The 25,641-nt window shown below is 40.4% G+C and carries 24 protein-coding genes; 8 read left to right on the forward strand and 16 right to left on the reverse strand.

Annotated elements, in window-relative coordinates:
* Both infB and VNZ46_RS28865 read left to right on the forward strand, forming a co-directional pair.
* The coding region (gene infB / locus VNZ46_RS28860) for a translation initiation factor IF-2 (RefSeq protein WP_325565090.1) at positions 1 to 1,415 on the forward strand (1,415 nt) is incomplete at its 5' end.
* 183 nt (positions 1,416 to 1,598) lie between these two features.
* The gene (locus VNZ46_RS28865) at positions 1,599 to 2,303 is read left to right on the forward strand and encodes a hypothetical protein (RefSeq protein ID WP_325565092.1); all 705 of its coding nucleotides are present in this window, start codon (positions 1,599 to 1,601) and stop codon (positions 2,301 to 2,303) included.
* A gap of 86 nt (positions 2,304 to 2,389) precedes the next feature.
* On the opposite strand, the gene rfaE2 is transcribed toward VNZ46_RS28865, so the two are convergent.
* The 4 genes from rfaE2 to VNZ46_RS28885 form a co-directional block, all read right to left on the reverse strand.
* Entirely contained in the window at positions 2,390 to 2,893 is a 504-nt protein-coding gene (gene rfaE2, locus VNZ46_RS28870; RefSeq protein ID WP_325565094.1) for a D-glycero-beta-D-manno-heptose 1-phosphate adenylyltransferase, read from the reverse strand.
* A gap of 6 nt (positions 2,894 to 2,899) precedes the next feature.
* Positions 2,900 to 3,463 (reverse strand): D-sedoheptulose 7-phosphate isomerase, encoded by a 564-nt coding sequence (gmhA, locus tag VNZ46_RS28875; protein ID WP_325565096.1) that lies wholly within the window; start codon positions 3,461 to 3,463, stop codon positions 2,900 to 2,902.
* A gap of 15 nt (positions 3,464 to 3,478) precedes the next feature.
* Positions 3,479 to 4,432, reverse strand: a complete 954-nt coding sequence (rfaE1, locus tag VNZ46_RS28880; RefSeq protein ID WP_325565099.1) for a D-glycero-beta-D-manno-heptose-7-phosphate kinase — start codon at positions 4,430 to 4,432, stop codon at positions 3,479 to 3,481.
* A gap of 62 nt (positions 4,433 to 4,494) precedes the next feature.
* Positions 4,495 to 5,577 carry an acyltransferase family protein gene (locus tag VNZ46_RS28885; RefSeq protein WP_325565101.1) on the reverse strand — a complete coding sequence of 361 codons (1,083 nt, stop codon included), beginning with the start codon at positions 5,575 to 5,577 and terminating at the stop codon, positions 4,495 to 4,497.
* Positions 5,578 to 5,772: 195 nt separating this feature from the next.
* On the opposite strand from VNZ46_RS28885, the gene VNZ46_RS28890 reads away from it, so the two are divergent.
* A complete protein-coding gene (locus VNZ46_RS28890) occupies positions 5,773 to 6,783 on the forward strand; it encodes a glycosyltransferase (RefSeq protein WP_325565103.1) in 1,011 nt (336 codons plus the stop codon).
* Here the strand turns inward: VNZ46_RS28890 and VNZ46_RS28895 are convergent.
* Genes VNZ46_RS28895 through VNZ46_RS28945 form a run of 11 tightly spaced genes read right to left on the reverse strand, consistent with a single transcriptional unit; the run spans position 6,780 to position 19,286 of the window.
* Positions 6,780 to 7,727, reverse strand: coding sequence for a nucleotide-diphospho-sugar transferase (locus VNZ46_RS28895; protein WP_325565105.1), 948 nt, complete (start codon positions 7,725 to 7,727; stop codon positions 6,780 to 6,782). The two genes, VNZ46_RS28890 and VNZ46_RS28895, sit on opposite strands and share 4 nt — an antisense overlap.
* Before the next feature lie 3 nt (positions 7,728 to 7,730).
* On the reverse strand, positions 7,731 to 8,834 hold the full coding sequence (locus VNZ46_RS28900) for a glycosyltransferase family 1 protein (RefSeq protein WP_325565107.1): 1,104 nt from the start codon (positions 8,832 to 8,834) through the stop codon (positions 7,731 to 7,733).
* Entirely contained in the window at positions 8,827 to 9,660 is an 834-nt protein-coding gene (locus VNZ46_RS28905; protein ID WP_325565109.1) for a glycosyltransferase family 2 protein, read from the reverse strand. Before VNZ46_RS28905 ends, VNZ46_RS28900 begins: the two co-directional genes overlap by 8 nt.
* Before the next feature lie 28 nt (positions 9,661 to 9,688).
* Entirely contained in the window at positions 9,689 to 11,899 is a 2,211-nt protein-coding gene (locus VNZ46_RS28910; RefSeq protein WP_325565111.1) for a glycosyltransferase, read from the reverse strand.
* A gap of 12 nt (positions 11,900 to 11,911) precedes the next feature.
* Complete coding sequence (locus tag VNZ46_RS28915) at positions 11,912 to 12,841, reverse strand: hypothetical protein (RefSeq protein ID WP_325565113.1); 930 nt, start codon at positions 12,839 to 12,841, stop codon at positions 11,912 to 11,914.
* A gap of 26 nt (positions 12,842 to 12,867) precedes the next feature.
* The gene (locus VNZ46_RS28920; protein ID WP_325565115.1) at positions 12,868 to 13,605 is read right to left on the reverse strand and encodes a glycosyltransferase family 2 protein; all 738 of its coding nucleotides are present in this window, start codon (positions 13,603 to 13,605) and stop codon (positions 12,868 to 12,870) included.
* A 3-nt stretch (positions 13,606 to 13,608) separates the two neighbouring features.
* Positions 13,609 to 15,438 (reverse strand): ABC transporter ATP-binding protein, encoded by a 1,830-nt coding sequence (locus VNZ46_RS28925; protein ID WP_325565117.1) that lies wholly within the window; start codon positions 15,436 to 15,438, stop codon positions 13,609 to 13,611.
* Between the two features lie 57 nt (positions 15,439 to 15,495).
* Complete coding sequence (locus VNZ46_RS28930; protein ID WP_325565119.1) at positions 15,496 to 16,482, reverse strand: glycosyltransferase family 2 protein; 987 nt, start codon at positions 16,480 to 16,482, stop codon at positions 15,496 to 15,498.
* A complete protein-coding gene (locus VNZ46_RS28935; protein ID WP_325565121.1) occupies positions 16,482 to 17,360 on the reverse strand; it encodes a glycosyltransferase family 2 protein in 879 nt (292 codons plus the stop codon). The genes VNZ46_RS28930 and VNZ46_RS28935 overlap by 1 nt, the downstream gene beginning before the upstream one ends.
* A 20-nt stretch (positions 17,361 to 17,380) precedes the next feature.
* Positions 17,381 to 18,586, reverse strand: coding sequence for a glycosyltransferase family 87 protein (locus VNZ46_RS28940; RefSeq protein WP_325565123.1), 1,206 nt, complete (start codon positions 18,584 to 18,586; stop codon positions 17,381 to 17,383).
* A gap of 43 nt (positions 18,587 to 18,629) precedes the next feature.
* Positions 18,630 to 19,286, reverse strand: coding sequence for a glycosyltransferase family 32 protein (locus VNZ46_RS28945; RefSeq protein WP_325565124.1), 657 nt, complete (start codon positions 19,284 to 19,286; stop codon positions 18,630 to 18,632).
* Between the two features lie 87 nt (positions 19,287 to 19,373).
* Here VNZ46_RS28945 and meaB point away from each other — a divergent pair, with 87 nt between their 5' ends.
* The 5 genes from meaB (at position 19,374) to recG (ending at position 24,782) form a co-directional block, all read left to right on the forward strand.
* Positions 19,374 to 20,276 carry a methylmalonyl Co-A mutase-associated GTPase MeaB gene (meaB, locus tag VNZ46_RS28950; protein ID WP_325565126.1) on the forward strand — a complete coding sequence of 301 codons (903 nt, stop codon included), beginning with the start codon at positions 19,374 to 19,376 and terminating at the stop codon, positions 20,274 to 20,276.
* 377 nt (positions 20,277 to 20,653) lie between these two features.
* A complete protein-coding gene (locus VNZ46_RS28955) occupies positions 20,654 to 21,997 on the forward strand; it encodes an OmpA family protein (protein WP_325565134.1) in 1,344 nt (447 codons plus the stop codon).
* 73 nt (positions 21,998 to 22,070) lie between these two features.
* On the forward strand, positions 22,071 to 22,205 hold the full coding sequence (locus VNZ46_RS28960; RefSeq protein ID WP_325565128.1) for a DUF6728 family protein: 135 nt from the start codon (positions 22,071 to 22,073) through the stop codon (positions 22,203 to 22,205).
* 64 nt (positions 22,206 to 22,269) lie between these two features.
* Positions 22,270 to 22,650 (forward strand): RidA family protein, encoded by a 381-nt coding sequence (locus tag VNZ46_RS28965; protein ID WP_133783762.1) that lies wholly within the window; start codon positions 22,270 to 22,272, stop codon positions 22,648 to 22,650.
* A gap of 26 nt (positions 22,651 to 22,676) precedes the next feature.
* Positions 22,677 to 24,782 (forward strand): ATP-dependent DNA helicase RecG, encoded by a 2,106-nt coding sequence (gene recG / locus VNZ46_RS28970; RefSeq protein WP_325565130.1) that lies wholly within the window; start codon positions 22,677 to 22,679, stop codon positions 24,780 to 24,782.
* Here recG and VNZ46_RS28975 read toward each other — a convergent pair.
* Positions 24,783 to 25,641, reverse strand: an 859-nt coding sequence (locus VNZ46_RS28975; RefSeq protein WP_325565132.1) for a serine hydrolase domain-containing protein, incomplete at its 5' end; no start/stop codon positions are given.

Here is a 25,641-nt window from a genome sequence, read left to right on the forward strand (position 1 = left end):
AGGCGGGGGGTATTACCCAGCACATTGGTGCCTATATGGTAACTACGCCAACCGGAAAGAAAGTAACGTTCCTGGATACACCGGGTCACGAAGCCTTTACGGCGATGCGTGCCCGTGGTGCGAAGGTTGCGGATATTGCGATCATTGTAGTTGCTGCTGATGATGCGGTGATGCCTCAAACAAAAGAGGCGATCAACCATGCGCAGGCTGCAGGTGTTCCATTGGTGTTTGCCTTTACAAAGATTGATAAACCGGGTGCAAATTCGGATAAGATTCGCGAGCAGTTGTCTATGATGAATATCCTGGTTGAGGATTGGGGTGGTAAATTCCAGTCGCAGGAGATTTCTGGTAAGAGCGGATTGAACGTTGATCTGTTATTGGAAAAAGTATTGCTTGAGGCCGAGTTATTAGAGCTGAAAGCAAATCCTAATAAACGTGCTACTGGTAGCGTAATTGAGGCTACTTTAGATAAAGGCCGTGGTATCGTAACAACAGTTCTGGTACAGGCGGGTACTTTAAAAATTGGAGATCCGATTTTAGCGGGTAGTTATAGCGGTCGTGTTAAAGCTTTGTTTAACGAACGTGGGCAGAAAGTGGACAATGCAGGTCCTTCAGTACCGGTACAGGTATTGGGTATGCAGGGTGCACCTACTGCCGGTGACAGGTTCAATGCACTGGAGAGTGAAGTGGAAGCAAGAGAGATTGCAAACAAACGTTTACAATTGATGCGTGAGCAGGGCTTGCGTACGCAGAAACACATTACTCTGGATGAGATTGGCCGTCGTTTGGCAATCGGTAACTTTAAAGAGCTGAACCTGATTATTAAAGGTGACGTGGATGGTTCTATCGAGGCATTGTCAGATTCATTATTGAAACTGTCTACTGAGGAGATCCAGGTGAACATCATTAGTAAAGCTGTAGGTCAGATTTCAGAGTCTGATGTATTACTGGCATCTGCTTCTGATGCGATCATTATCGGTTTCCAGGTACGTCCTTCATCTGGTGCACGTAAGTTGGCTGAGGCCGAGCAAATCGATATTCGCTTGTATTCTATTATCTACGATGCGATCAATGAGATCAAAGCGGCGATGGAAGGTATGCTTGCTCCGGAATTCGAAGAGAAGATCACTGCGAACGTGGAGATCAGAGAGACTTTCAAAATTACGAAAGTGGGTACCATTGCAGGATGTATGGTGTTGGATGGTACAATTACCAGGAACAGCAAGATTCGCATTGTTAGGGATGGTGTCGTGATTTACACTGGTGAGCTGGCTTCACTGAAACGTTATAAAGATGATGTAAAAGAGGTGAGCAGAGGTTACGAGTGCGGTCTGAATATTCAGAACTTCAATAACATTGAGGTTGGGGATATTGTAGAAGCCTACGAACAGGTTGAAGTGAAACGGAAGTTGTAATAGACTTTTTATATATAGAAAAGCCGCTTAAGAGATTAAGCGGCTTTTTTGTTGATAGCTATTTTAGTTGCAATTTATATGCTTTCTTTCAAGAAAGCATATAAATCCTGCTTTGAGGGATTCTGTTTTTTTGCCAGTCCATTTTTATTACTTTTGAAGACACACAAATAAAATTATTAATTAATGAAATCTCAAAAAATGCTCGGGATTGCGCTTTCCCTACTACTCTTTACTGCCTGTAAGAAAAACACTCCATTACCCGACCCTATCGTTGAAAAGCCTGACCCTCTGGAACTCGCGGGAGATTCTGCTTCTTATACTATTGATGGTAAGCTTTCCATTGTTAATAAGGTGAATTCAGGGGGAACTTTAAATCGACAACCAAATTCTAAAGTAGATTCAATTGTAAAAGGTTATCATTATTATATATCGGGGGATAAAGATTCTGTTTTTTACGGAAGAAGATATGATATTCATGACAGCGGATATGATAATACTGTAAGTTTCTTTTTCTTAAAGAAATATCATAAGAATGCTATGGAAGGCAATGGTATTTTATTTCCCAAAAATAGAATAGGTTTATATTCCGTTGGTAAATACAATTATGCTTTAGATTTTGGAAGAGATAATTCTCACAATGGGGTTGCTCTGGAAGTACATAATCAGAATGTGAATTATAAAACTTATGGATCTGATTCTTGGCGGGAACCACAAGTTTTAAAACCAGATGCTCAAAGCCAATCCACTTTTGAAGTTACTAATTTAAAGAAACTTAAATCAGGCATTTATATTTTAGAGGCCAAATTTAGTGCGACTATTTTTGATAGGAATTTTAAACCTAAGAAAATTGAAAATGGATATCTGAGATTGAGATTGGGATACTTCTAAGTTTTTATAGATCAGTTTTTCTGTATAAAACGGGGCATTGAGTTAGATATTCTTTGCCGCGTTTTATAAAATCGAAAATGATGATATCAGATTCTGTTGTCTGAGATCTTATTGATCAGGTTGGTAGAAGAATGGCCATCCACAAAGTCGACCACCATAACTTCTCCTCCGCTCTCCTGGACTTCTTTACCTCCCACGATGTCTTCGATTTTATAATCTGCACCTTTGACCAATACATCCGGAAGAACGTCTTTAATCAGGTTTAAAGGAGTGTCTTCTTCAAAAACAACGATTGCATCTGTAAAAAACATGGAGGCTAGAAGAATCGCTCTGCTGTTTTCCGTATTGATGGGCCGTTTGTCGCCTTTAAGGCGTTTTACGGAGCTGTCTGCGTTCAACCCGATAACTAGCTTATTTCCAAAAGATGCGGCCTTTAGAAGGTAGCTAATGTGGCCAATGTGTAAAAGATCAAAAACTCCGTTTGTAAATACAATTTTATGTCCTTCGGCTTTCCATTTTTCGATTTGCTGCCGGATGTTCTGCCGGGTGAAGATTTTTTCTTCAGTGAGTTGTTGGAGGCTGCTGATCATATTGACTTAATAAGCAGCATCAACTGCGGTGCATATAATATGGCCAATCAGGATGTGCATTTCCTGGATCCTTGCCGTTACATCAGAAGGAACAACAATGTTAAGGTCGCAGCAATCATTCATTTTTCCTCCGTCACGTCCTGTCAGGCCAATGGTTTTGCAACCCGTTTGGTTTCCTTTTTCCAGTGCTTTGATCACATTGACGCTATTTCCACTGGTGGAGATTCCAATGAGTACATCTCCCGGGTTGGAGAGTCCTTCTACTTGTCTTTCAAAAATACGTTCAAAACCATAATCATTGCCAATAGCGGTTAGTGCAGAGGTATCTGTAGTCAGGGCAATGGCAGGTAGTGACCTGCGTTCTTTAACAAACCGGCCTGTAAATTCTGCCGCAATATGCTGCGCATCTGAAGCACTCCCCCCGTTGCCAAAAAGGAGAACTTTATTGCCTTGTGCAAGGCACTCCGTGATGATGCTGCAAGCCCTCACAATAGAGGCGCTGTTGGCTGCAGCCGATTGATTAGCTACTTCTATATGCTCTGCAAAAAGGTCTTTGATATGGTCTTTCATACAATGGGTTCTAAATTAGATTTTGGGAAACCTTTGATCTATCTCTTCAAAACTGGCTACGGCGCTGCCTACTTTACTTACGACGATAGCCGCGGCATGATTGGCAAATTCACAGGCTTCCTGCAAGGACTTCTTTGAAGCCAGGGATACCCCTAATGCAGCAAGTACAGTGTCTCCTGCGCCGGTTACATCGATCACCCCAAGCGCTTTTGTTGGAATTAAACTGAGTTTGTTTTCGGTATAATATGCAATACCTTCTTCCGAAAGGGTGATGATGACCTGATCACAGCCTGTTAATTCTTTTAAAACGGCACAGGCTTCCTGCAAGCTTTCGCGATCTTTGATGGCAATTCCTGTGGCTAATGCGGCTTCTTTTTTATTCGGTTTGATGACATTGACACCTTTGTATTTGCTGAAATCTGTTCCTTTAGGGTCTACGAGGGTTTTTATTCCTTTTTCCCTGCAAATACAGAAGATTTCTTTTAGAAAGGCGGGGGTTAATAAACCTTTATTGTAGTCAGAAACCAGAACTATATCAAATTGGTCTATTTCATTCTGAAGGGTTTTAAGGAGTTCTTTCTCCAGATCAGCGGTAATGTTTGACAGGTTTTCTCTGTCCAGTCTGATCAGGTGGTGATTGGAAGCCAAAACCCTCGATTTAACGGTGGTGCAGCGGCTGGGATCTTGCAGGATTCCAGTCGTAGAAACACCGCAACTGTTCAGCTGTTCCAGTACCATTTGGCCATGCTCATCTGTTCCGGTTATAGAGATCACAGAGACTTTACAATCGAAAGCAATTAAGTTTTTCAGTACATTTCCGGCACCGCCCAGTGTGTATTCTTCTTTTTGTACTTCAACAACTTGCACTGGGGCCTCCGGGGAGATCCTGTTGCAATTGCCATAGATATAGTGATCAATCATCATATCGCCTATGACCAGTACATTTATTTTTTGACTAAGGTTATTCAATGAATATTGGGTTTAATTCCTGCTTTAAAGCAAAAATACGGTTTATAATCCAAACCCTCCAATTATTGTCCTACTGTCCATTTCCAGTTTTTTGTCTTTCCGATCAGGTAAGCAGTTAAATAGCTGGTTGGATAAATAATGATAAAAGTGATAAATTGGAATGCAGCCAGATATAATACTGGTTTATCTGTAAACCCAATGTGAAGCGGTTTGTAAATTAAAGGTATAACCACAATAATCAGGATGTGATGGATAAGATGAATCCCAAAGGTCGTTGCCCTAGGGTTGAGGTCTTCAATCCAGTCGAAATTGCAGAATTTGAATAAGAAAACAAAACAGGCCAAAGAAAAGATAATATTCGTTAACCGGAGTGTATTGAAGGCATCCATAGAACCTAATTTAATGAGATTTAAGCTTTCCATGCAGGCAAGGGCAAAGGTTATTAAAACCGCCACAGCTGAAATCCCAAAAGATTGTTTTTCTGCCCAACTACAAAACGATTGGAAATATTTATGCAGCATTACACCGAGCCACAAATAAAAAATGAATCCAAAAAGGGCTATGGTGTGCGTGGTTGGGATCCATTCAAAATAAAGATTTACAGAATAAAATAAGGAGAGCAAAGCAAGGATAATACCGTAAGTAATGGTATACAGATACTTTCTGAACAGCAATAGAAAGGTGATACAGAACATGAAGTTTATGATAAACCAAAAACTTGTCTGAGTAACGATGAAATCAAGTTTCTCTAATAAAAATAGTACAGGATGATCGATCATATCCCGATTACCGAATTTGAAGAAGCGAACGAACTGATCAGTGCAAAGCAAAGAGAGAAATATGAGGAGCCAGAACAACCAGGGCTTGAATGTGGTTTTCAATCTTCTGGAAAGATAGGTTTTTGTGCTGTAAACCATAAACTTATCGCCAATCAGGAAGCCTGCAAGAATAAAAAATATGATTGTTCCTGACTTCTCAAATTGTAAAGCCAGCGTTTGAACCATTTGATCTTTGAAATTTGGAAAGCGAAGCCCTAGTAATGGAGAACTATGTTCCATTACAATACACATCATGGAAATAAAACGTATGGAGTCAATGAATTTATAATTATTAGTTGTTGGTTTATTGGGGCTTCCGGCACTCATTAAGCTTTAGGTCAGTTCGAAAATGAAAAGGCCAAATTTAAATATCCAAACCTGGGTTACTTCATATTTAAAGTAACAATTAAAATAGATATACCTTTGTTACACCGATTAGGGCATAAGGAGTCCCTTTATGTCATTGGGTTGATCAAGATATCAATTTTGGGAATGTATATTTGTTGAATTAAATAAACGGTAATGTCGGAAAGCAGCTTTGATTATTCTATTGTTATTTGTGCGTATAATTCTGATCCACGCCTCCTGGGCAGGTGCCTTGATGCCATTTACAATATAAATACGGTTGGTCTTAAGGTAGAAACGATCCTTGTGGATAATAATAGTCCTGTCCCTTTGAACACGGTTCCCTATATTCAGGATTACCTGAATAAGATAGATGGGATGAAAATAATCCTGGTCAAAGAGCAAGGCCATACCTTCGCTCGTATTGGTGGGGTAAAAGAAGCTCAAGGTAAACATATAGTTTTTTTTGATGACGATAATGAGCCGGATGTTGATTATTTAATAGAGCTGGACAAACTTTGTAAAAAATATAGTCATGTGACTGCATGGGGTCCTGGAAATATCTGGGTCGACTTTATTGACGGAATTGATCCTTCCCTGGAAGCATATGGGCGATCGGTATTTCAGGAACGGCACGAACCGTATATGGCATATTCCAATATCAGAACCTGGCAGTCCTGTTATCCATTTGGAACCGGGATGGCTGTACAAACTTCTTTTTTGAAAGCTTATGTAAAGCTGCAGGAAGAAGGTGTTTTTACGTTGCCGGGACGTAGAGGCAATTTGTTAAGCTGTGGTGAAGATGTACAAATTGTTTTGTATTGTCTTAGAGAAGGTGGCTCTGCGGGTGTAGCGCCGGAATTGAAACTTAAACATATTATTCCAGCAAAAAGAGCAAATGTTGATTACATCAACAGACTGCTGTATGGTGCTTATGTTTGTGGAAGTAAGAGTATTCTGGAGGTGTTCCCTGAACATAGGGAAGTTCTGGAAAGATCCTTTCTAAAGGCATCTAAGCTGGAGAGAAGGGCCTTTAAAAAATATTTTAAGCTATTTTTTAAAGGCGATATCTATAAAACCTTTGATTTTGTAAGTTATCTGGGCAACCATTGTGGAATTTACGATGCATTAAAGCGGCCTGTTCCAAAAAGAATTAACTGGTTGATCAAAAAATTAAAATTAGCCTAATGTACGGTTTTAAACTTTTTCTTTAACCAGCGTTTAAATTGTCTTCTTAGTAAATTGTGTCTTTTCCAGCGTTCCTCAAGATTAAAGTCGCGATTGAACATGGCATAATCGGCCATTTTTTCAGGGAGAACATACTTCGGGTAAGTAATTTCTGAAATTTCTTCTAATGGAATGTTCGCATAAGGATTATCTGAATTCACCGTGTGGGTTGCATCCTCCCGGAAACCTATATTGCTGATCATGTTTACATTAGGATTTACGGAAAGGCTGTTGTTAAAGTAGTTCGTAAAGGCGAGCTGATAATCCCAGGTATCAATTTTACCTGCTTTAACGTCTTTAAAGATGTGTGTCCAGCTGTCTACCACAAAGGGATCAGAGAAGATTTTGGCCAATTGCAGGGGAACCTCGTTTTCTTCATACTTTTTAAGGTCTTTATCATAATCTTTCCAGACCCTTCTCCAGCTTGCCCAACCCCAAACATGGGTTTGGTTGGCATAGTAAACGGAAGCCTCTCCCCACTTTTTGCCTAGCTGGAGGTTGCTGCCGGCAATATGTCTTATGCGTGTATCGAAGCGATATTTTTCTAGGAGGGTATCGCAGTAATGAAAGAAACTATTGGCAGGCAAACAGTCATCTTCCAGAATAATTCCCTCTTCTTCCTGATCGAAAAACCATTCAATAGCCGAAGATATAGCTTCTTTGCAACCCAAATTCTCTTCCCTGAATAAGGTCTTTACTTCACATTCCCAGTTGATCTTGCTTATAATTTCTATGGTTTCTTTACAAAGGCGCTCGTCATCAATGCGGCCTGATCTTGGGCCATCAGCAGCGATATACAGCTTTGAAGGTTTAGCTTTGCTGATTTCATTAAAGACCCTTAGGGTGGTGTCTGGTCTGTTGAATACCAGAAAGAGTACCGGCGATTTTACTTGGTAAGTAGACATAGTTTATTTTTTTTGACCAAAGGTTCTGTAAATGTTGAGTGTTTTGTCTATGCAAGACTCCATAGGGAATTTTTGAAGTTGCTGTCTTCCGCGGCTTACAAGTGTTAATGCTTTTTGCTTGTTTTCAACCACTTCTTCAAGTGCATTTAGGATGGAACTCTCCTCATAAGGATTAAAATATTGAATCGCATCTTCACCAATTTCCTTAAAGCAATCTGTTTGACTTGCAATGATCGGACAGTCATTTTGAAAGGCTTCCAGGATCGGCAAACCAAAGCCTTCATATAAGGACGGAAATAAAAAAGCCATTGCGTTTTTATACAAGCGGCTTAATGTTTCATCAGAAGCACTGATTTGCTGGACACGGTCTGAGATACCCAGACGAATAAACAATTCCAACTCTGCGCTTTGAAATGCACCACCCCCTGCGCAAATAAGTTTGATCTCTGGGTTTTTATTTAGGAAAGGGGTTAAGGCCGTTGCTAGTCTGGGAAAGTTCTTGTAACCCTTTCTGTCTCCAACAAACAATAAATAATCCTGTTTTTTTTCTGAATCTGTAAAATCAGAATTGACAGACATCTGTGGTCTGAAACCATGATGTACTACGGAAATACGACTTTCATCTACACCCAGGATTTTGATGATATCATTTTTGGTCGACTGTGATATGGCAATAATGTGTGCAGCGTTTTCTATGCAAAGCCTTTTGTAATTCACAAAAACATCTCCCGGCTCAAACATCTCCGGGAATAATTCATGAATCATATCATGAACGGTAATCACAAAAGGTTTTTTAATATTTTTAAGGAAATAGGGGTTATAGTATGTGGGATGAAAAACATCGTAGTTATTCTTTTTGATGAGGTATTCCGAATATCTCCTGTTCCATTTTTGTATCGATCTGTCTTTCTTTAAAAAAACTTTGGAAAGATAAGAAGGAAGATAGGTCTTGTCCTTAATGTAGTAGTTCTTGCTGTAAAGAATACCATTGTTAAAATGAATATCTGGCTGTTTTTCCAGTCCGGATTGAATACTGGCGAAGTATCTTGAAATACCGCCATAATGCTGCATAGTGAAAATCTGATGATCGTATAGTATGTTAAGCATTCTCTTTCTTAAATTTTGGTAAGAATAAAAGAACAATATTCATAAATCCTTTCAGAGCCAGCCATGCAGGCTTGAACTTTTTAATGAAAAGGAATTGCTGAACTCGTTTAAGTTTTATAGCGTCAATATTGCGATAATCTTGTACAAACAGGGGAAAATATTTTTGAAGTGTTTTATTTTTATCCTGGTTCATTGCTTCCCGGTTATTTGCATTGGAAGAGATTCCTGTTGTATCATATATAGCAATCAGCATATCGATGTGTTTATAGGGAATGTTTCTCTTGCAAATGGCATAAATTAAGAACTCCCAGTCAGAAACAATTTTATACTCTTCATTGTAAAAGAAAAGTTCATCAAAGAGTGCCCTCTTTATAAAACATGCCTGGTGATTTATGTTTTCTGTTAAAAAAAAAGAGAAGGAGAGCTGCTCTGGAAATATCCAGGGAACCTGGATGTCTTTTTCCTGATAGATCAAATTCCCATAATAAATACCACAGGTTTGATCTAAATAAGGTTCTATTTTTTGGACAATAGTTTGATCGTATAGGAGATCTCCGCTGTTTAAAAAGTATACATAATCTCCTTTGGCAGCCCGTATGGCCTTATTCATTGCGTTATAAATACCTTTGTCAGGTTCGCTAACCCAATACGTCAACCGATCGGCATAGGTTTCTATCAGTTCCTTGCTGCCGTCTGTACTACCGCCATCAATAATTATATATTCAAAGTCACTAGGGCTGTTTTGGCTTAGAACACTATTGATTGTTTGTTTTAAACCTATTTGATTATTATAATTAACCGTAATAATTGATAGTTTTTTATTCATTAGAAATGAAAGGGCTGTTTAAGGTAAATCAATCTAAAATTTGCTTATCCAAAGCTAGATTATTTAAAAGAGTATTCAGTTTCTTTGTCACATTTTCTGGTGTATATTCTTCCAGCGCATGGATGGAATTCCGCTGTATGCTATGCCACAATTCCTGGGATTCGTAGAGTTCAATGATTTTTGAAGCAAACTCAGCAGTTGTTTCTCCAACTAGTACATCTTTTCTGTCAGTGAGCCCCATGCCTTCAATGCCAATATTTGTTGAAACTATAGGCAGGCCATATTCAAGACTTTGACCTATTTTTCCTTTCATTCCGGCGCCGTACCTCAGAGGGGCAACGAATACCCTGGAATTGATGAAATAGGGTTCCACATCATGGATAAAACCTGGAACGTCAATACGGTCGCATTTTAAGGCAAGAACTTCAGGGCTTGGCTTGCTGCCGAGCAAAATGAGCTTGATATGAGGATTCGTATCCCATACCAGGGGCATAATTTCATTTGCCAGCCATAATGCGGCATCAATATTAGGTTCGTGTGCATAACTCCCGATAAAAACCAGGTCCTTTCGCTCGTTAAAACCTGGATTATCAGGATGATTCAGGTGTATTTCGTGTACATTAGGGATGACCGCTACATTTTTTATACCGTTTGCATGGAGGATTTGTTTTTCTACATCGGTAACAGTAATGGTGCAACTGGCCTGTTTTGCCAGGCTTAACTCCAGTTCTCTGATAGGGTTTATCTTTTCTTCAATCTTAGCCGGATCCATACCGGAGAGTTCAAAGGCCCTTTGCAAACGGATAAAGTGTAGATCTACGGTGTCATACAGCCAGGGCATGGGTTTTAGAGCTTGTATAGCAGGACCGTAAATTTTATTAATATCCGGCCTTGATATCCAGGTCATGTCAATTGAACCTAATAGGTCGGGGAGTTTCCTCGTTAATTTTTCCTTAGGATACTGCGGACAGATAACCTTGATTCCCATATTGACCAGGTTACTGTAATAGGGATCGACCTTGGTTTCCTGATGCGCCATGAAATAAACATCCAGATGCAAAGACTTGAATATCTTAAGGATTTCGAACAACCTTTTCGAACCCGAATCCTGATCTGGTTTCGGAAAAGTCGCATCGATAATTAAAATTGAAGCTGGCCTTTTAGTGGTTGTTGTGGATTCATGAAATTGCTTGAGTTCATTGGCCCATTTTGCTGTAAATAGTTGCTGTTCAGATTTATTATCCGAAGGCTTTTGTTCGATTGCTCCAGAACTAAATCCTTCAAAATGGATGATCTTACTAAGAGGCTGATAGTATATACTTCTATTTGCTTTTGTCTTAACAGAACAGCAAAAGCTGGCGTCGGTATAGTCCCGGGTGCTAAAAAGGGTATCGAATTTTCCCGCCTCTTCAAATACATCTTTTTTAACAAGCAGGCAGGTAGAAGAACAGCAGCCTGTTTCACTGAGGTAATTGTATTTAAAGTCTTCAGCATCTTTGTACTGGCCACGGTAAATGCGTTCTCCTGCCGGATCTATAAAGCTGCCGGCTGCTTTAAGTAAACCATAGGGATAGACTAGTTTTGGACCTGCTACACCAGCTCTTGAGTCATACTTGAATACATTTAAGAGATTTTCCAGCCACTTTTCTCCGACTAGAATGTTGTTGTCAAGAAAACACAGAAACTCTCCCCTTGAAATTCCTGCAGCATGATTTTTTAGAAATGTGGATCCTTTTTTCTCAAAATCGTGAATATGGATTATGGGTGTTGAGGTAAAAAAGTCGTCATTTTGCTTTGTGGAACCATCAGAAAGCAGGATGATTTCGTAGGAAATGCCTGTGGTGTTTTTCAGGATCGTACGAAGTATATTATACGTATATGTAGAATCACCGGATGACGAAATGATGATGGAAACCAGGGGATTCGAAAAACTTGGAAATGCCAGGGGCCTATACTCCTTTTGTAAGTCAGAACGTGCATCGCCCAAAGCATAAAAACCTAGTAATCTAAGTAAAAAAGCTTTCATGGAGGGAGAGGTCAGGTTCTTTGAAGTTGTTTTATTCCTGAACAGATGAAGAAAAATCAAGCAAAGCCGCTTCATATACAGCAAGAGAAAAGCGGGTGAAAATAGATGGACAGATTGGCCTTCCTCCTTTTTTGAATAATATTTTTGGACGATCTCAAATCCTGTACTGTGGTTTTGTACGTCAATCCATCTGCCGATCTTTTTTAAACTCATAAGCCGGTTATTTTATTTTTTCTTCTTTAGAAATTTAGAGAAAAATGGTTTCTTCTGCTCATAAGCCCATTTTTTTCCAGAATACAGCTTCACTCCGGATGCAATCATTTTTTCCTGATATAAGTCATAAAGCGGTTTTACATCGGGATTGCTTGCAAATGTATACCGGTAGTTTCCGGAAATTTCATGTTGGTTGTACTTATAGGAACTAAAGTGATAGAATTTTAAGGATACACTATTGTTCACTAAGAATTTATTGTCTTTATGGCTTAAAGAGCGCTCATGTAAGTTCCAGGGACCCATATTGCAACCTTGATCAAATAGGATTTTAGTAGATCCGGGAAAAAACAGGGGTACATAATTTATCCATAGCTGGTCAACAAAGAGTCCGTGCCGGGTTCTATTGTAACCCATATTCAAGGTTCTGTTTTCCCACCAGTCCAGAAGCTTCATGTAATCACCTTTTTTTGTAAGCCCAAGGTATCCCAGGTTGTACAAACCGTGGTTCAAAAATAAATTCTCATTTGGTGAGCCGTCCTGCCATGGGATAGGCGTTATAATATGAGGAGTTAGGAGAATAGAGGCTTGTTCGAAATGAATATCAAGATGGGTAATTTCGTCAAATAATTCAATGTCCGGATCAAAATAATGTACGATTTCAGCTCCTTTTTCATTAAACAGGTGTTTAAAAGCGGAGGCTTTGATACAAGTATTCAGTTCAACAATATCGTACTTTTTGACCAGACTGGAGAACTCAATAGGGAGTGTTTTGGCCAGAATAAATTCAATGCCAGGAAAATCTTCGTAGTCGATTTCCGGATGCAGTTCATCTACCAGGAACAAATAGCATGTGTAGTCTTTTGCAAATTCCTGTATAGAGGAGAAGAGAATCCGGGCTTGTGCAAGGTAGTTGTTTGTACAAATCGTAAAGGCTGCTTTCATGGGATGGATCGTTATGGTGAGGATTCTTATCTGAGCATTTTTTGTATACTGCGAAAGATATTTCTTGCCGTATAGAATATATAAACATCTGGCGGGAAAATCTCTTTGGTAATCTGTACCCGGTCTTCTTCGAAGGCTGTATCTACAGGGCTGGCTCCTGAGGTGCCTAAGTCATTAAACTTTGAAACAACCAGATGGATATAGGTGAAATTATAATCACTTTTAAAATATAACTGGATATTTACAAAATAATCTGCCCATATTTTATACTTAGTCTGATACGTATATTTTTCAAATACGCTGGATGGATAGAAAACGGTTTGATGATTGAAATTATGTTTACTTAAGCTGTACCTGTTCATTTTACCAAATCTGACAGTCTTTTTGTGCAGATAATAGGCATCGCCATACAGGACTTCATTTTTCTTCGGCCTATGGCTAAAAACCTTCGATAAAACATGGTCGTCCATGAGCTCGTCATCAGCGCCCAGAAAATAAATCCACTCACCGGAACAGTTTTTTATGGATTTATTCATCGCGTCATAAATCCCATTGTCTTTTTCTGAGGAGAAAAAGGCAATTTCAGGCATATATTTTTCAATGATCCCTATGGTGCCATCGGTAGAGACACCATCCAGAATAACCAGTTCAAAGTTGGAGTATTCCTGTTGCAGAACGCTTTTAATCGCATTTTCAATTGTATTAACTGCATTTCTGACAACAATGACTATACTGACCTTGGGGAGGGATGATAGAAGGCTCATATTTTAATCCGTAAAAGTTTGCATGTCTATCAGCCGTCTGTAAAGTCCGTTTGCAGCCATGAGTTCTGAGTGCTTTCCGGTCTCTACGATTACACCTTTGTCAATCACCACGATGGTGTCTGCGTGCTGTATGGTGCTTAGGCGGTGGGCAATCACAATAGATGTGCGGTTTTTCATGAGGTTATTCAAGGCATCCTGCACCAGTTTTTCTGATTCCGTATCCAAAGCAGAGGTGGCTTCATCTAAAAGCATGATCGGTGGGTTGGCCAGTACAGCTCTTGCAATACAGACACGCTGTCTTTGTCCGCCGGATAAGCGGTTTCCACGGTCTCCAACAAAAGTTTGATAGCCCTCTTCGGTATGCAGAATGAATTCGTGTGCATTGGCAATTTTGGCTGCTGCTATAACTTCTTCCTCTGTGGCCTCAGGTTTGGCGAAAGCGATGTTATTGAAAATGGTGTCGTTGAACAGGAAGGATTCCTGGTTCACGATACCCATTTGCTCCCGGATACTTTCTACGGTAAATTCCTCATAGGCTCTTCCGTCAATTTTAATCACGCCCGATTTAGGGTCATGAAAGCGTGGAATGAGATCCATTAGTGTACTTTTTCCACCACCAGATGGACCTATTAGCGCTACGGTATTACCTTTGGGTATGATGAGATTAATATCTTTTAATACCTCTTTTGTTCCATAGTTAAAGGAAACGTGTTCCAGGCTTAATGCTTGATGAAATCCTTCCAGTCTGGCTGCTCCGGGTTTATTGACTAGTGCTGGTTTCGTATCGATCAGTTCCAAAACCCTTTCTCCCGCCGCAATCCCGGAATGTATTCCTGCAAATGAATCGGTCAGGGCTTTAGCAGGTCTCATCACCTGGGAAAAGATGGCGATATAGGCAATAAACTGGTTGGTGGAAAGTGCCCCTGGTTCGTGGCTCATGATCAATGTACCTCCATACCAAACAATGAAAGAAACCATAACCACACCTAAAAATTCAGATACAGGAGAGCCAAGTTGCTGCCTTCTGATCATCTTTCTGTTCAAATTAGAATAGAACACGTTTTCTGCCTGAAACTTATCTTTTATCCTTTCACTTGCATTGAAAGCTTTGATAATTTTTATACCACCCAGCGCCTCATCGAGGAAGCCGATCATTTTTGCAAAGGATTCATGTGCAGCTTTGGCTTGTTGTTTTATCCTCTTAACGATTTTACTAATAATAAATCCGGAAATCGGGATAACCATTAAAGAGAATAAAGTGAGCTTTACCGAGATCGACAATAGTACAATGATGTAAAAAATGAGCGTAAGTGGTTCTTTAAAGACCACCTGCAAAGTATTGGTTACTGTAAATTGCACCACTTGTACATCGGATGCAACTTTAGAAATGATATCTCCTTTGCGTTCGTTATTAAAAAAACCAACATGCATGTTCATGACATTATTAAACACCGTTTTACGAAGGTTCAATAAAGTATGCACCCGAAGGTCTTCCATAATCCGTTGGGAGAAATACCTGAAAATATTAGACAATAAGACGGACACAACAATAATAACGCAGACATAGGTTAGAGTTGGTATAGGTCCGTGTGTGTTGATGGAATTGTTTACAAAGTCTCCGAACTTTCCCGTAATATCGAATGCGGAAGTGGAGGTTTTACTAACTTTATGTACCGTTTTCGAATCAACCGAAATGAGGGTCTGGAAAAGCGGTGAAAGAAGGGTCAGGTTTAATACGCCAAATATAACCGAGAGCAGAGTTGCAATGATATAGGGTATCGCAAATTTCTCTATAGGTTTTGCAAAGGATAATAAACGAAAATATGTTTTCATCAAAAAAAATTAGGGAGCAAAGTTACGTTTTCTATTTTTAATAAAGACAAATGCTGCTTAGAGGTATTGAACAGACTTCTCTGCTACAGATTTGTTAATGAAGTCAATAACATCCTGAACTTCAAGGGAGGATTGGTATTGTTCTTTTAAAGCAGCCAATCTCTTTTTGGATGCCCGTATTTGAGGAAGGTGCTGAAGGTATTCTTTATAGCTTGCATACATCCAGCTTTTGCCAAGAATGAGTTTTGGTAAAACCTCCAGGAGTACCAGGTAAGTTGGCCAGATCAAAGCTCTGAACCCCTCAAGATGGATGCTGTGAAAGATAAACCTGTTCCGGAAATAGATTTTCTTCATGAAGGTGGACTTGAGCTGGGTGCTGGTGCTGCCGCTTACCTGATGAAAACAAACAGACCGGTGTTCATAATAGCATTTCCAACCCAATAACCAGGCTCTTAAAGAAAGATCGGAGTCTTCAGAAGAAAAAGGGGAATAAATTTCATCGAAACCATTTAATGCTTTAAGTTTTCTGGTATCTACAAGGGCATTCGCTCCAGACAGATAGGCGGTGAATACTTGTTGATCTTGCGGATCCTTGCTGTAATAAAAGCGGTTTGCTTTAAGCCTGCAGCCTTTACGGAACAATATACGGGCTGCATCTTCAATCTTGCTGCCATCAGCTTTCATGATACAACCCATTACCCCAAAAGTGTCCTCCCGCTGAAAATAGGACCATTGCTTTTCGAAATAATCTGCACTTAGCCTGACATCGGAATTTAACAGGAAGGTGAGTTCATAGATGGCGGCTTTTATGCCTTGATTGCAAGTATAGGAGAAGCCTCTGTTTTGATCATTAATAAGAAGTTTAATTCCAGGGTAGGTGTTCTTTAGGAAAGATATGCTGTCGTCTTTTGATCCATCGTCTATAACAATAATTTCGTAAGGCACATCTGCTTGTTCTGCTGCTGCAATTACAGAGGGCAGGTAAGCTTCCATAAGATGTTTGCCATTATAATTTGGAATAACGATGGATAAGCTTTTCTTCATTATTTAACGATTTTATAGTTTCGGTATTCGAATAACCGAATGCCTGTCAGATCTTCTATTTTCTGGAGGACCCTTCTCCGAAAGTTCATTTTAGGGGTCATTTTGGTAATGTCCTGATCGAACGACCAGTTCGTTGCCTTGATCCTGTCCTGAATAACTGCGGGGTGCGTTTCCTTAAATTTAACCAATCGGTCTGCATTATGCATATCAAAGGTGTTTTGAACAGGAAGATTTTCTTCTATCCAAGTCTCCGTTTGATAGAACTGATTGAAGTTTCTCACCTTTCCCTGTAATGCCTTTGGGGTTTTGACCCAGCCATAGTGGTAAACATAGGCGTCGATCAGCTTAACCCGGAGCTTCCGGTCGTTAATGCGAAATCCTTGCGCATCTCTGTAGGAGTGGATACCGGGTAGGTTTTTGAGTATGCGCACTTCGCGCCGGTACCAGCGTCTGGATTCGGCAAGATAGTCGTAGGAAGCATAGAAATGGCGGTATTTTAAAAGCAGGGCCTCGATGTTTTTGTCGTTCAGATTCTCTTCCATCTCCCTTCTGATCAGAGGAAGGTATTTTTCATGAATACACTCATCTCCCTGGATATAAATCATCCAGTCTGTATCGGCAGAAACAGCGGCTAAAGCTTTATCCGTTTCCTGAGCAAATACCTGCCCGCCTTCTCTAAGGCTGTCGTTCCAGACGGTATCAATAATGCGTATTTTATCGGGAGCAATATTTTTGACCAATGCTGCGGTTTCATCTGAAGAGTTGCCCAGGGCAACAACAAATTCGTCGCACAAAGGCAGTACAGAACGGATGGCTTCACTTACAGGATAGTCGTTTACAATTGCATTTCTGATAAAGGTGAAGCCGGTAACTTTCATTGCTGTTGTTTTCTGTTAATTTACAAAGATAGGGTTTCGGTTGCTGCAGGTGTTTCTCTGTTCAGGAAATTTTTGCAGAGGAGCTGATAACTGAGGTAGAACCAGATGAGCGCGCAGGGAAGGGCTTTAAGCGAATAACGCATGATGTAGTTGTCGCGGATGTATCTGGGAATAAAGTCTGTAAGGGCCAGTGTGGTGAAGATAATAGAGAAGACAAACAAGGCAATGATCTCGGGTTTGAGCGGCCTGTCCTGGATGATAAACCAGATGGCTACCCCGGTGAAAGCAATGATATAAGTCTGGGATTCGGACGAGTTGCTGAAAACAACAGTGAAAATCAAGGTTGAAGCCAGGTACATCAATCTGAAGGTTTCGGATCGATACTGTTTAATCCGTAGATAGGGGAGGCAAAACAGAATGATCCCGCCTAATAAAAATGGCCAGTTTGGAATCGTTGGATCTTGTAATGTTCTTCTGAAAATACCCATAATAGACACATCCTGCCAGGAAACGAGGGTTGCATTTTCCAGTTGTTTTGCCGCCAGAGAAACGGACCAGTCTTTATAACACTGAATGATGTATTCCGGAGTAAAGAAAAACATTGGGAGGATCAGGAAAACTACAGCCCAAAAAACGCAATAGGCAATAAATTTCGGTTTCTCTTTCACAAAGAAAAAGAAAGCCAGCCCGACGATGCCATATAGCTTTATATATGTTCCTAGGAAGATCAGAAATGCTGCGAAGAAATTGTTCTTCTTATTGATCATCGTATACGAAAGTATAATGATGGCCGTGATAGAGGGATTGATCTGAAAGGAGAACAATGAAGAAAGGAGTTCATTACTAATGATCCAGTAAACCGCGGTAACTTTTGGGTTTTTTAAGGGAAGCGTAGACACTGCATAGAATAAGGCAGAGATGTTTACAATTTGCCAGAGGAACATTCCGACAAATTTAGGGAACAATGTAAAAGGGGCAATGATTAGTGCGAACAATGGACCGTAATGGTTCATGTCGCCATACTCTGCCGGATACCTCAGGTATAGGTTGAGGTGGTCTAGTGCATGGTAAAAGGTATGGGTAAAAATTAAGTAGTTATTGTGTTCATTCCCCGATCTTAATTGTTTTAAGGTGGCCACGATGGCCAATATAACCCATACGGAAAAAATGAATTTCCTGTTGTTGAATAACTTTTCTAAAAAGAGTTGCGCTTTTATTTGGTTCATTGCCTTTTATAAATTTTTGGCCTGGAGGATGATGGTAAGAGACCTATTTGGTGCGAAGAACAGGTTGTGTTTGTTGTAATTTTTTCCAGTGCTCTCCTTTTTTATAGAGAGAGAGTTTACTTAGGGGGTACTTAAATTTAAGGTGTCCGTTGTAGTCTACGCCCAATAAGCGGTAAGGGGTATTGGGGTGTTCTGCCAGACATTGATTGATGGCATTGGTATAAGCGGTCGGGCCAGTCATTTTATGGACGTCATGCGGATATCTGTTGTGTTTGATGTTGTCACAAACCAACTCCATGGTGCGCTGAAGAAAGGGATGGTTGGCCGCATAGACCAAAGCCCATTGTACATAAAGGCCTGGGTTTCCTTCTTCGGAAATGATGGCGGTATCGTCTGGTTTTATAAAATTGTTAAGGCTTCCTTTTATACTGCTGTCAATATCCAGGTAGACTCCGCCTTTTTTTAACAAAACAGCATACCTGAAAAAATCAGCTTTGGCCGCGCCGATGTTTAATCTCCGGTAGAGTTCAAGGGTCTCCACGTCATATTCCTGTTCAAGAAATTTCTCTATCCTTGCATCATCATAGAACTCATAACCGTAGTCAGGGTTCTTTTTTCTAAATCTGGAAATATGCCATCGGGTAAGGAAGGGCAATTTTTCTGATTTAAAAGTTTGATGTATGATTTTTGGTATGGACATGGTTGAAATAATGTGCTAAGCTACCACTTCATTATAAACTCTGCAAATAATCAGGAAATTCCATTTCTTTGCATAGAGGATTTTAAAATGAATACCAGTGATGCCCTCCTGGAGGGAATAAAACAAGGAAACTTTATTGCACTGGCCAGGGCTTTAACCCTGGTAGAGAATGATATTGCTCCTGCAGGACATTTGCTCCGGCAGCTCCCTGCCAGGGACAATGTGCCGGTTATTGGCATTACCGGCCCCCCCGGAGCAGGGAAGAGTACACTGGTCAATGCGATTACTTCTCATCTGGTCCTGAAAAACAAAAGAATTGCCATTTTGGCGGTTGATCCGACTTCTCCGTTCAATTTCGGTTCTTTGCTTGGCGACCGGATTCGGATGGCACAGCAATTTAACAATCCCAACGTTTATATCCGGTCTGTGGCTACAAGGGGCGCTTTGGGGGGGATTTCCGCAAAGACCATTGAGATGGTCGACGTCATGAGGGCTGCAGATTTTGATCTGATTTTAGTGGAAACGGTTGGTGTAGGGCAATCAGAGCTGGAAATTGCTGGTCTGGCAGACCGTACGGTTGTGGTGCTGGTTCCCGAATCGGGAGACGAGATCCAGAACATCAAATCGGGATTGATGGAAATTGCTCAGGCCTTTGTGGTCAACAAGGCAGATCGGGAAGGCGCGGATACATTTGCTAATAACCTCAAAAAACTGGTGCGTCAGCAGGATCCCGTTGTGCCTGTTTTTAAGACTGTTGCGGATAAAAATGAGGGCGTTGCTGAATTTTGTTCCTGGTTGATGAAACCTTTAAAATTTGGTAACGACAGAAAGCCTTATCTGATGGCTGAAAAAGCTTTTAAGATTTTGCAGCATTATAGAATGGCTGATGTCGACCGGGTAAAATTGAGGAAAGACCTTCGAACGGCCATGTTCGAGCCCGGGTTTAATATTTACAGGTTTGTAGACCAGTGGGATCATAAGTCTGTATAAAAAAGTGGACTCTTGTATAGTATAAGGGTGTTTAATTCAAGAATGAACCTCAATAATTTATTCAGGTACTACAATCGCCGGAAATGAATTTCTTATGACAAAATGGGTTTGACTTTTTTTTAATGAATGTTTGCTGTGGTCTAAATGGTTGTTTTGTAGTTGTTTATGGTCACTATGTGAAGTTTTTTTATTTAATGTATGTGTATATGTTACACTGGTTATGAATGAATTATGGTTTTTATAAGCCTATTTTGTCTTTGTTTTCAAGTTTGGAACAGTGTTTGTATAAGTGTTTGAGAATTTAAAAATTTGTTTAATTTTGCTACACAAAAAAATTATACAATTAAAATTTGTTTAACCTTAAAAAAAAGAAAATCATGAATTATTCTACTTTAAAAAAGGGTCTGGCAGTTTCTTTTGTCGCTTTAATGGGAGCTACGACTCTTGTTAACGCACAGGATGCTCCTGCTGCTTCCCCGTCTTCGGCCAAGGTATTTGGTGGAAGGGGCCAGTACAGAACCTGGTCAATCGGTGTAAACGCGGGAGTTTTATCTCCGTTCGTTGCTATCGGTGGTTCTAACGATTTCAAAAACGCTGAAGTTAACTTAGGTTACGGATTGTCTTTGAAAAAACAATTAGGTCATGCATTTGGTCTGGAAGGTAACATTTTCCGCGGAAAAATCTCTGGTACTAACAAAGACATGCCAGGTGGTGTTGCAAATGGTGTAAAATCATTTGAAACTGATTTGGCTTATGCTGCTGACTTAAGAGGTGTTGTTAACGTTGCAACTGTTGACTTTTTACGTCGCGAAAATTCAGTTAACTTCTTCGTATCTCTTGGTTACGGTTTAGCTGCTTATGCACCTAAAGTTACTGCTGCAAACGGAACAGTTACTGACTGGAAAGATAAAGCTGGTGATAACCACGACAAAACTTACGTTAAAGAATCATACATCCCAGTTGGTGCTGGTGTGAAATTTAAAGTTTCTGACCGTGTTGCTTTCAACTTAGGTTATACTATGCACTTTGTTGACGGTGATAACTTAGACGGAGTTTATGCAAAAGGAACTACTAAAGACAAATTCTCTTACGGATATGCTGGTCTTGAGTTCTCTCTGGGTTCTAAATCTAAACCAGATTTGGAATGGGTGAATCCATTGGCTTTGATGTATGATGAATTGAAAGATCCTTCATTGCGTCAAGAAGTTGAAGCACTTAAAACTCGTGTTTCTAACGTAGAAAAATCAGTTGAAGATTTGAAAAAAGATTCAGATGGTGACGGTGTAGCTGATCAGTTTGACAAATGCCCTGGAACTCCAGCTGGTACTGCTGTTGACGGATCTGGATGTCCACTTCCAAAAGCAGAAGTTGTAGCGCCTGTTTCTAGCAATGTAACTGGTTTCGAGCCAATCCAATTTGAATTCAACAGTTCAGTTTTAAAAACTGAGTCTTATCCAATCTTAGATAAATTATCTTCAGGATTACGTGAAAACGGTGGTAAAGTAACTTTAAAAGGTTATGCTTCAAGCGAAGGTACTGCTGCATATAACTTGAAATTATCTAAAGACAGAGCTAACTCTGTTAAAACTTACTTAGTAAACTCTGGTGTTAATTCTAGCGCTGTAGTAACTAAAGGTTATGGTGAAGCTAACCCAGTTGCTTCTAACGATACTGAAGAAGGTCGTATCCAAAACCGTCGTGTTGAATCTTCAAGAAACTAATCTTTCTTAAGAACATACAAAAAAAAGAGGGCTCCGATTTCGGAGCCCTCTTTTTTTATTTATACATTTGTGTATGTACTTCTTCAGAAAGAAAGACGATAGCCGGCCAACTAATATTAACATTAAGATCATGCATTTTATCAATGCACTGGCTATACTTATCTTTCTTGCAGGTATCCTATGGAAATTGATCCAATCTTTCTTGTAATTGAAACAGGGATGGTTTTATTCGCCGATAAATTCCTTCTGATATAAAAAATATAAATAAACAGATGAAACAGATTATACAAACAAACGATGCACCAGCTCCAATCGGACCTTATAGCCAGGCGGTTTTAGCCAATGGTTTTCTTTATGTTTCAGGACAGATTGCCATTAACCCGGCTACGGGTGAATTGAACCAGAGTTCTCTGGCAGAAGAAACACAGCAAGTGATGCGTAACCTTCATGCAGTACTGTTGGAGGCTGGATTTGGATTTGAACACATTCTTAAAACTACCATCTTCCTTTCAGACATGAGCCTGTTTAATGAAGTGAATGAGATCTACGGCTCTTATTTTCTAAAAGACTTTCCTGCAAGGGAAACGGTTGCTGTAAAGGGTTTGCCTAAAGGTGTCAATGTCGAGATTTCTGTAGTTGCTTTTAAAGCATAGCTTAACACTTTGAAACCGGAGTTGTTTTGCTGACAGAAGTATTAGAGTCGCCTATTGAATACCTGAAAGGTGTTGGACCTAAACGTGCCGAACTCTTGAAAAAAGAGTTGGGCATTTTTTCTTATGTCCAGCTGTTAAACTATTATCCGTTTCGTTACATAGATCGTACCCGCTTTTATAAAATTAATGAACTTCAGCCAGATCAGCCACTGGTTCAGATCATAGGAAGAATTACAGACCGGCAGATCATTGGCGATAAGCACAAAAGAAGAATTGTTGCCAGGCTCACGGATGAAACAGGGAGTATGGAGCTGGTCTGGTTCCAGAGCCTGAAATGGGTGGAGGAAAATGTGATGCGGGGTAAGGTATATATCGTTTTCGGTAAACCGAATATGTTTAACGGGACTTTCAGTATATCACATCCGGAACTTGAAAATTATCCAAGGCCTGCAGGCATTACAGGAAACCTGACGCTACAGCCTATTTATAATTCAACTGAAAAATTAAAGAAACATTTTCTGGACAGTAAGGGGATTCAGAAACTTCAAAGTTTGTTGATTGAGCAACACATCCGTGAGGTTAAGGAGACTTTGCCGGGTTATATTACAGATAAGTATAAACTTGTTCGTAAGAGAGAGGCTTTACAAAACATCCACTTTCCTGCAAATGCCCTGTCATTGCAGGATGCGGAACGACGGCTTAAGTTTGAGGAGCTTTTTTTTATACAGCTTCAGTTGCTGAACAGTAAACAACAGCGAACCCTGAAATTTAAAGGTGCAGTCTTTGATAAAGTGGGCGATAAGATCAATACTTTTTACAAAGAAATCCTTCCTTTTGAATTGACCAATGCCCAAAAAAGGGTGATCAAAGAGATTCGCCTGGACACACAAAGAGGGGCTCAGATGAACAGGCTTGTACAGGGGGATGTTGGTAGCGGAAAAACTATTGTGGCTTTAATGAGTATGCTGCTGGCCAACGATAACGGCTATCAGGCTTGTATGATGGCGCCTACAGAGATCCTTGCCCGTCAGCATTATCAATCATTGGTTTCTCTGGTTAAAGAAGATTTTGTAAAGGTGGCTGTGTTAACCGGAAGCACCACCAAGAAGCAGCGCAATCTGCTGCATCAGCAGCTGGAAAACGGCGAGATAGATATTCTTGTAGGTACTCACGCGTTGATTGAGGATAAGGTTCAGTTTAAAAACCTGGGTTTAGTGGTGATTGATGAACAGCATCGCTTTGGTGTAGAACAAAGGGCTAAGCTTTGGAAAAAGAATAGTGTGCCTCCCCATATCCTGGTGATGACCGCTACACCTATTCCCAGAACACTGGCGATGACCTTATATGGTGATCTGGACGTTTCGATCATTGATGAGCTTCCTGCCGGCAGAAAGCCTATAGAGACCAGGCATCTTTTTGAAGGGCAGCGTTTACGGATGTTTGGCTTTATGAAAGAAGAAATCAGAAAGGGGCGCCAGGTCTATGTGGTGTATCCGCTGATTAAAGAAAGTGAAAAACTGGATTTGCTGTATCTGGAAGCAGGTATAGAACAAATGCGCTATCAGTTTCCCTTGCCCGATTTTCAAATCAGTATTGTTCACGGTAAGATGTCCAATGCCGATAAGCAGTTTGAAATGCAGCTTTTTGTAGAAGGTAAAACGCAGATCATGGTGGCTACGACAGTAATTGAAGTCGGAGTAAATGTCCCCAATGCATCGGTCATGGTGATAGAGCATGCTGAGCGTTTTGGCTTGTCACAACTGCATCAGCTCAGGGGGCGTGTTGGAAGAGGGGCCGAACAGTCTTTTTGTATCCTGATGTCTGGAAATAAGCTGACTAAGGAGGGAAAACTTCGGCTGGAAACTATGGTCCGGACAAATAACGGATTCGAGATTTCGGAAACCGATTTGCAATTGAGGGGGCCGGGAGATTTATCAGGTACTCAGCAAAGTGGTGTATTGGATCTCAAACTTGCAGATCTGGCTAAGGATCAGGTGATCCTTCAGGAGGCCAGAAATACCATTATAGAAGTGTTTGAGGAAGATCCAACACTTTCACTTCCTCAAAATCATCTGTTACGTTCTTATCTGGAGAAGAAGAACCAGGGGATATCTTTCGATAAGATTTCCTGATTAGTCTTCATCGCTGCCAGGCAGTGATCCATTTCCGGAATAAGCACCTTTGCGGATCACCGGCATTTTCAGGTATTTATACAGGTCATCTAAGTGGAGTAAACTTCCGTTGGTCAGATTGCCCAGAAAGATCACTACGATATTCTTGTCGAGGTCGCGGACATAAATATGTCTGAATCCATGCCACCAGCCGGTGTGGTAAACAACTTTTCTGCCGTTTTCCCCGTCAAACATTCTCCAGCCATAGCCATAGTTAAAATGTCCGTTGATGGCTTTGTTGTGGCCGGTATAAGCAGAGTCCAGGCTTGGCTTGGTTAACAGCCGGCCTTTACGCAAGGCATTGTCGTATAGCACGAGGTCGTGCACTGTACTGTAGATTCCTTTGTCACCTACAGGCCCGTCCAGGAAATTCTGAACAACAGAGTATCTCCAGGTGCGGTCGTGGCCAACAACATCAACAGGGATTTTAGGGTATACTGTGGTAGAGTAAACATGGGTATGTTTCATTCCTGCTGGTTTAAATACATTTTCCATCATATAATCGGCATATTTCTTTCCGGTTACTTTTTCTATAATGGCACCGAGGACCATGAAATTGGAATTGTTATAATGGAAGCGGGTATCGGGAGCTGCATAACGTGCAGGCTTATATTCGGCAATCAGGTTCATAACATCCATATTGCTCATGGGCTTTTTCTTGTCTTTCCAGATCCCGTCTGTGAAATAGACATAATTCATCATTCCGCTGCGGTGAGAAAGTAACATTTTAATATTGATCCCATCATAGGGGAAATTTGGGAAGAATTTCTTCACATCATCTTTTAAAGAAAGTTTTCCCTTTTCGATGAGCTGCATAGTG

Origin of the sequence: Pedobacter sp. (assembly GCF_035566355.1) — a bacterium.
Lineage (GTDB): Bacteria > Bacteroidota > Bacteroidia > Sphingobacteriales > Sphingobacteriaceae > Pedobacter.

Coding starts and splice junctions, on each gene's coding strand:
- VNZ46_RS28865 (WP_325565092.1), top strand. CDS start 1,599: ATGAAATCTCAAAAAATGCTCGGGATTGCGCTTTCCCTACTACTCTTT.
- rfaE2 (WP_325565094.1), bottom strand. CDS start 2,893: ATGATCAGCAGCCTCCAACAACTCACTGAAGAAAAAATCTTCACCCGG.
- gmhA (WP_325565096.1), bottom strand. CDS start 3,463: ATGAAAGACCATATCAAAGACCTTTTTGCAGAGCATATAGAAGTAGCT.
- VNZ46_RS28885 (WP_325565101.1), bottom strand. CDS start 5,577: ATGAGTGCCGGAAGCCCCAATAAACCAACAACTAATAATTATAAATTC.
- VNZ46_RS28890 (WP_325565103.1), top strand. CDS start 5,773: ATGTCGGAAAGCAGCTTTGATTATTCTATTGTTATTTGTGCGTATAAT.
- VNZ46_RS28895 (WP_325565105.1), bottom strand. CDS start 7,727: ATGTCTACTTACCAAGTAAAATCGCCGGTACTCTTTCTGGTATTCAAC.
- VNZ46_RS28900 (WP_325565107.1), bottom strand. CDS start 8,834: ATGCTTAACATACTATACGATCATCAGATTTTCACTATGCAGCATTAT.
- VNZ46_RS28905 (WP_325565109.1), bottom strand. CDS start 9,660: ATGAATAAAAAACTATCAATTATTACGGTTAATTATAATAATCAAATA.
- VNZ46_RS28910 (WP_325565111.1), bottom strand. CDS start 11,899: ATGAGTTTAAAAAAGATCGGCAGATGGATTGACGTACAAAACCACAGT.
- VNZ46_RS28915 (WP_325565113.1), bottom strand. CDS start 12,841: ATGAAAGCAGCCTTTACGATTTGTACAAACAACTACCTTGCACAAGCC.
- VNZ46_RS28920 (WP_325565115.1), bottom strand. CDS start 13,605: ATGAGCCTTCTATCATCCCTCCCCAAGGTCAGTATAGTCATTGTTGTC.
- VNZ46_RS28925 (WP_325565117.1), bottom strand. CDS start 15,438: ATGAAAACATATTTTCGTTTATTATCCTTTGCAAAACCTATAGAGAAA.
- VNZ46_RS28930 (WP_325565119.1), bottom strand. CDS start 16,482: ATGAAGAAAAGCTTATCCATCGTTATTCCAAATTATAATGGCAAACAT.
- VNZ46_RS28935 (WP_325565121.1), bottom strand. CDS start 17,360: ATGAAAGTTACCGGCTTCACCTTTATCAGAAATGCAATTGTAAACGAC.
- VNZ46_RS28940 (WP_325565123.1), bottom strand. CDS start 18,586: ATGAACCAAATAAAAGCGCAACTCTTTTTAGAAAAGTTATTCAACAAC.
- VNZ46_RS28945 (WP_325565124.1), bottom strand. CDS start 19,286: ATGTCCATACCAAAAATCATACATCAAACTTTTAAATCAGAAAAATTG.
- meaB (WP_325565126.1), top strand. CDS start 19,374: ATGAATACCAGTGATGCCCTCCTGGAGGGAATAAAACAAGGAAACTTT.
- VNZ46_RS28955 (WP_325565134.1), top strand. CDS start 20,654: ATGAATTATTCTACTTTAAAAAAGGGTCTGGCAGTTTCTTTTGTCGCT.
- VNZ46_RS28960 (WP_325565128.1), top strand. CDS start 22,071: ATGTACTTCTTCAGAAAGAAAGACGATAGCCGGCCAACTAATATTAAC.
- VNZ46_RS28965 (WP_133783762.1), top strand. CDS start 22,270: ATGAAACAGATTATACAAACAAACGATGCACCAGCTCCAATCGGACCT.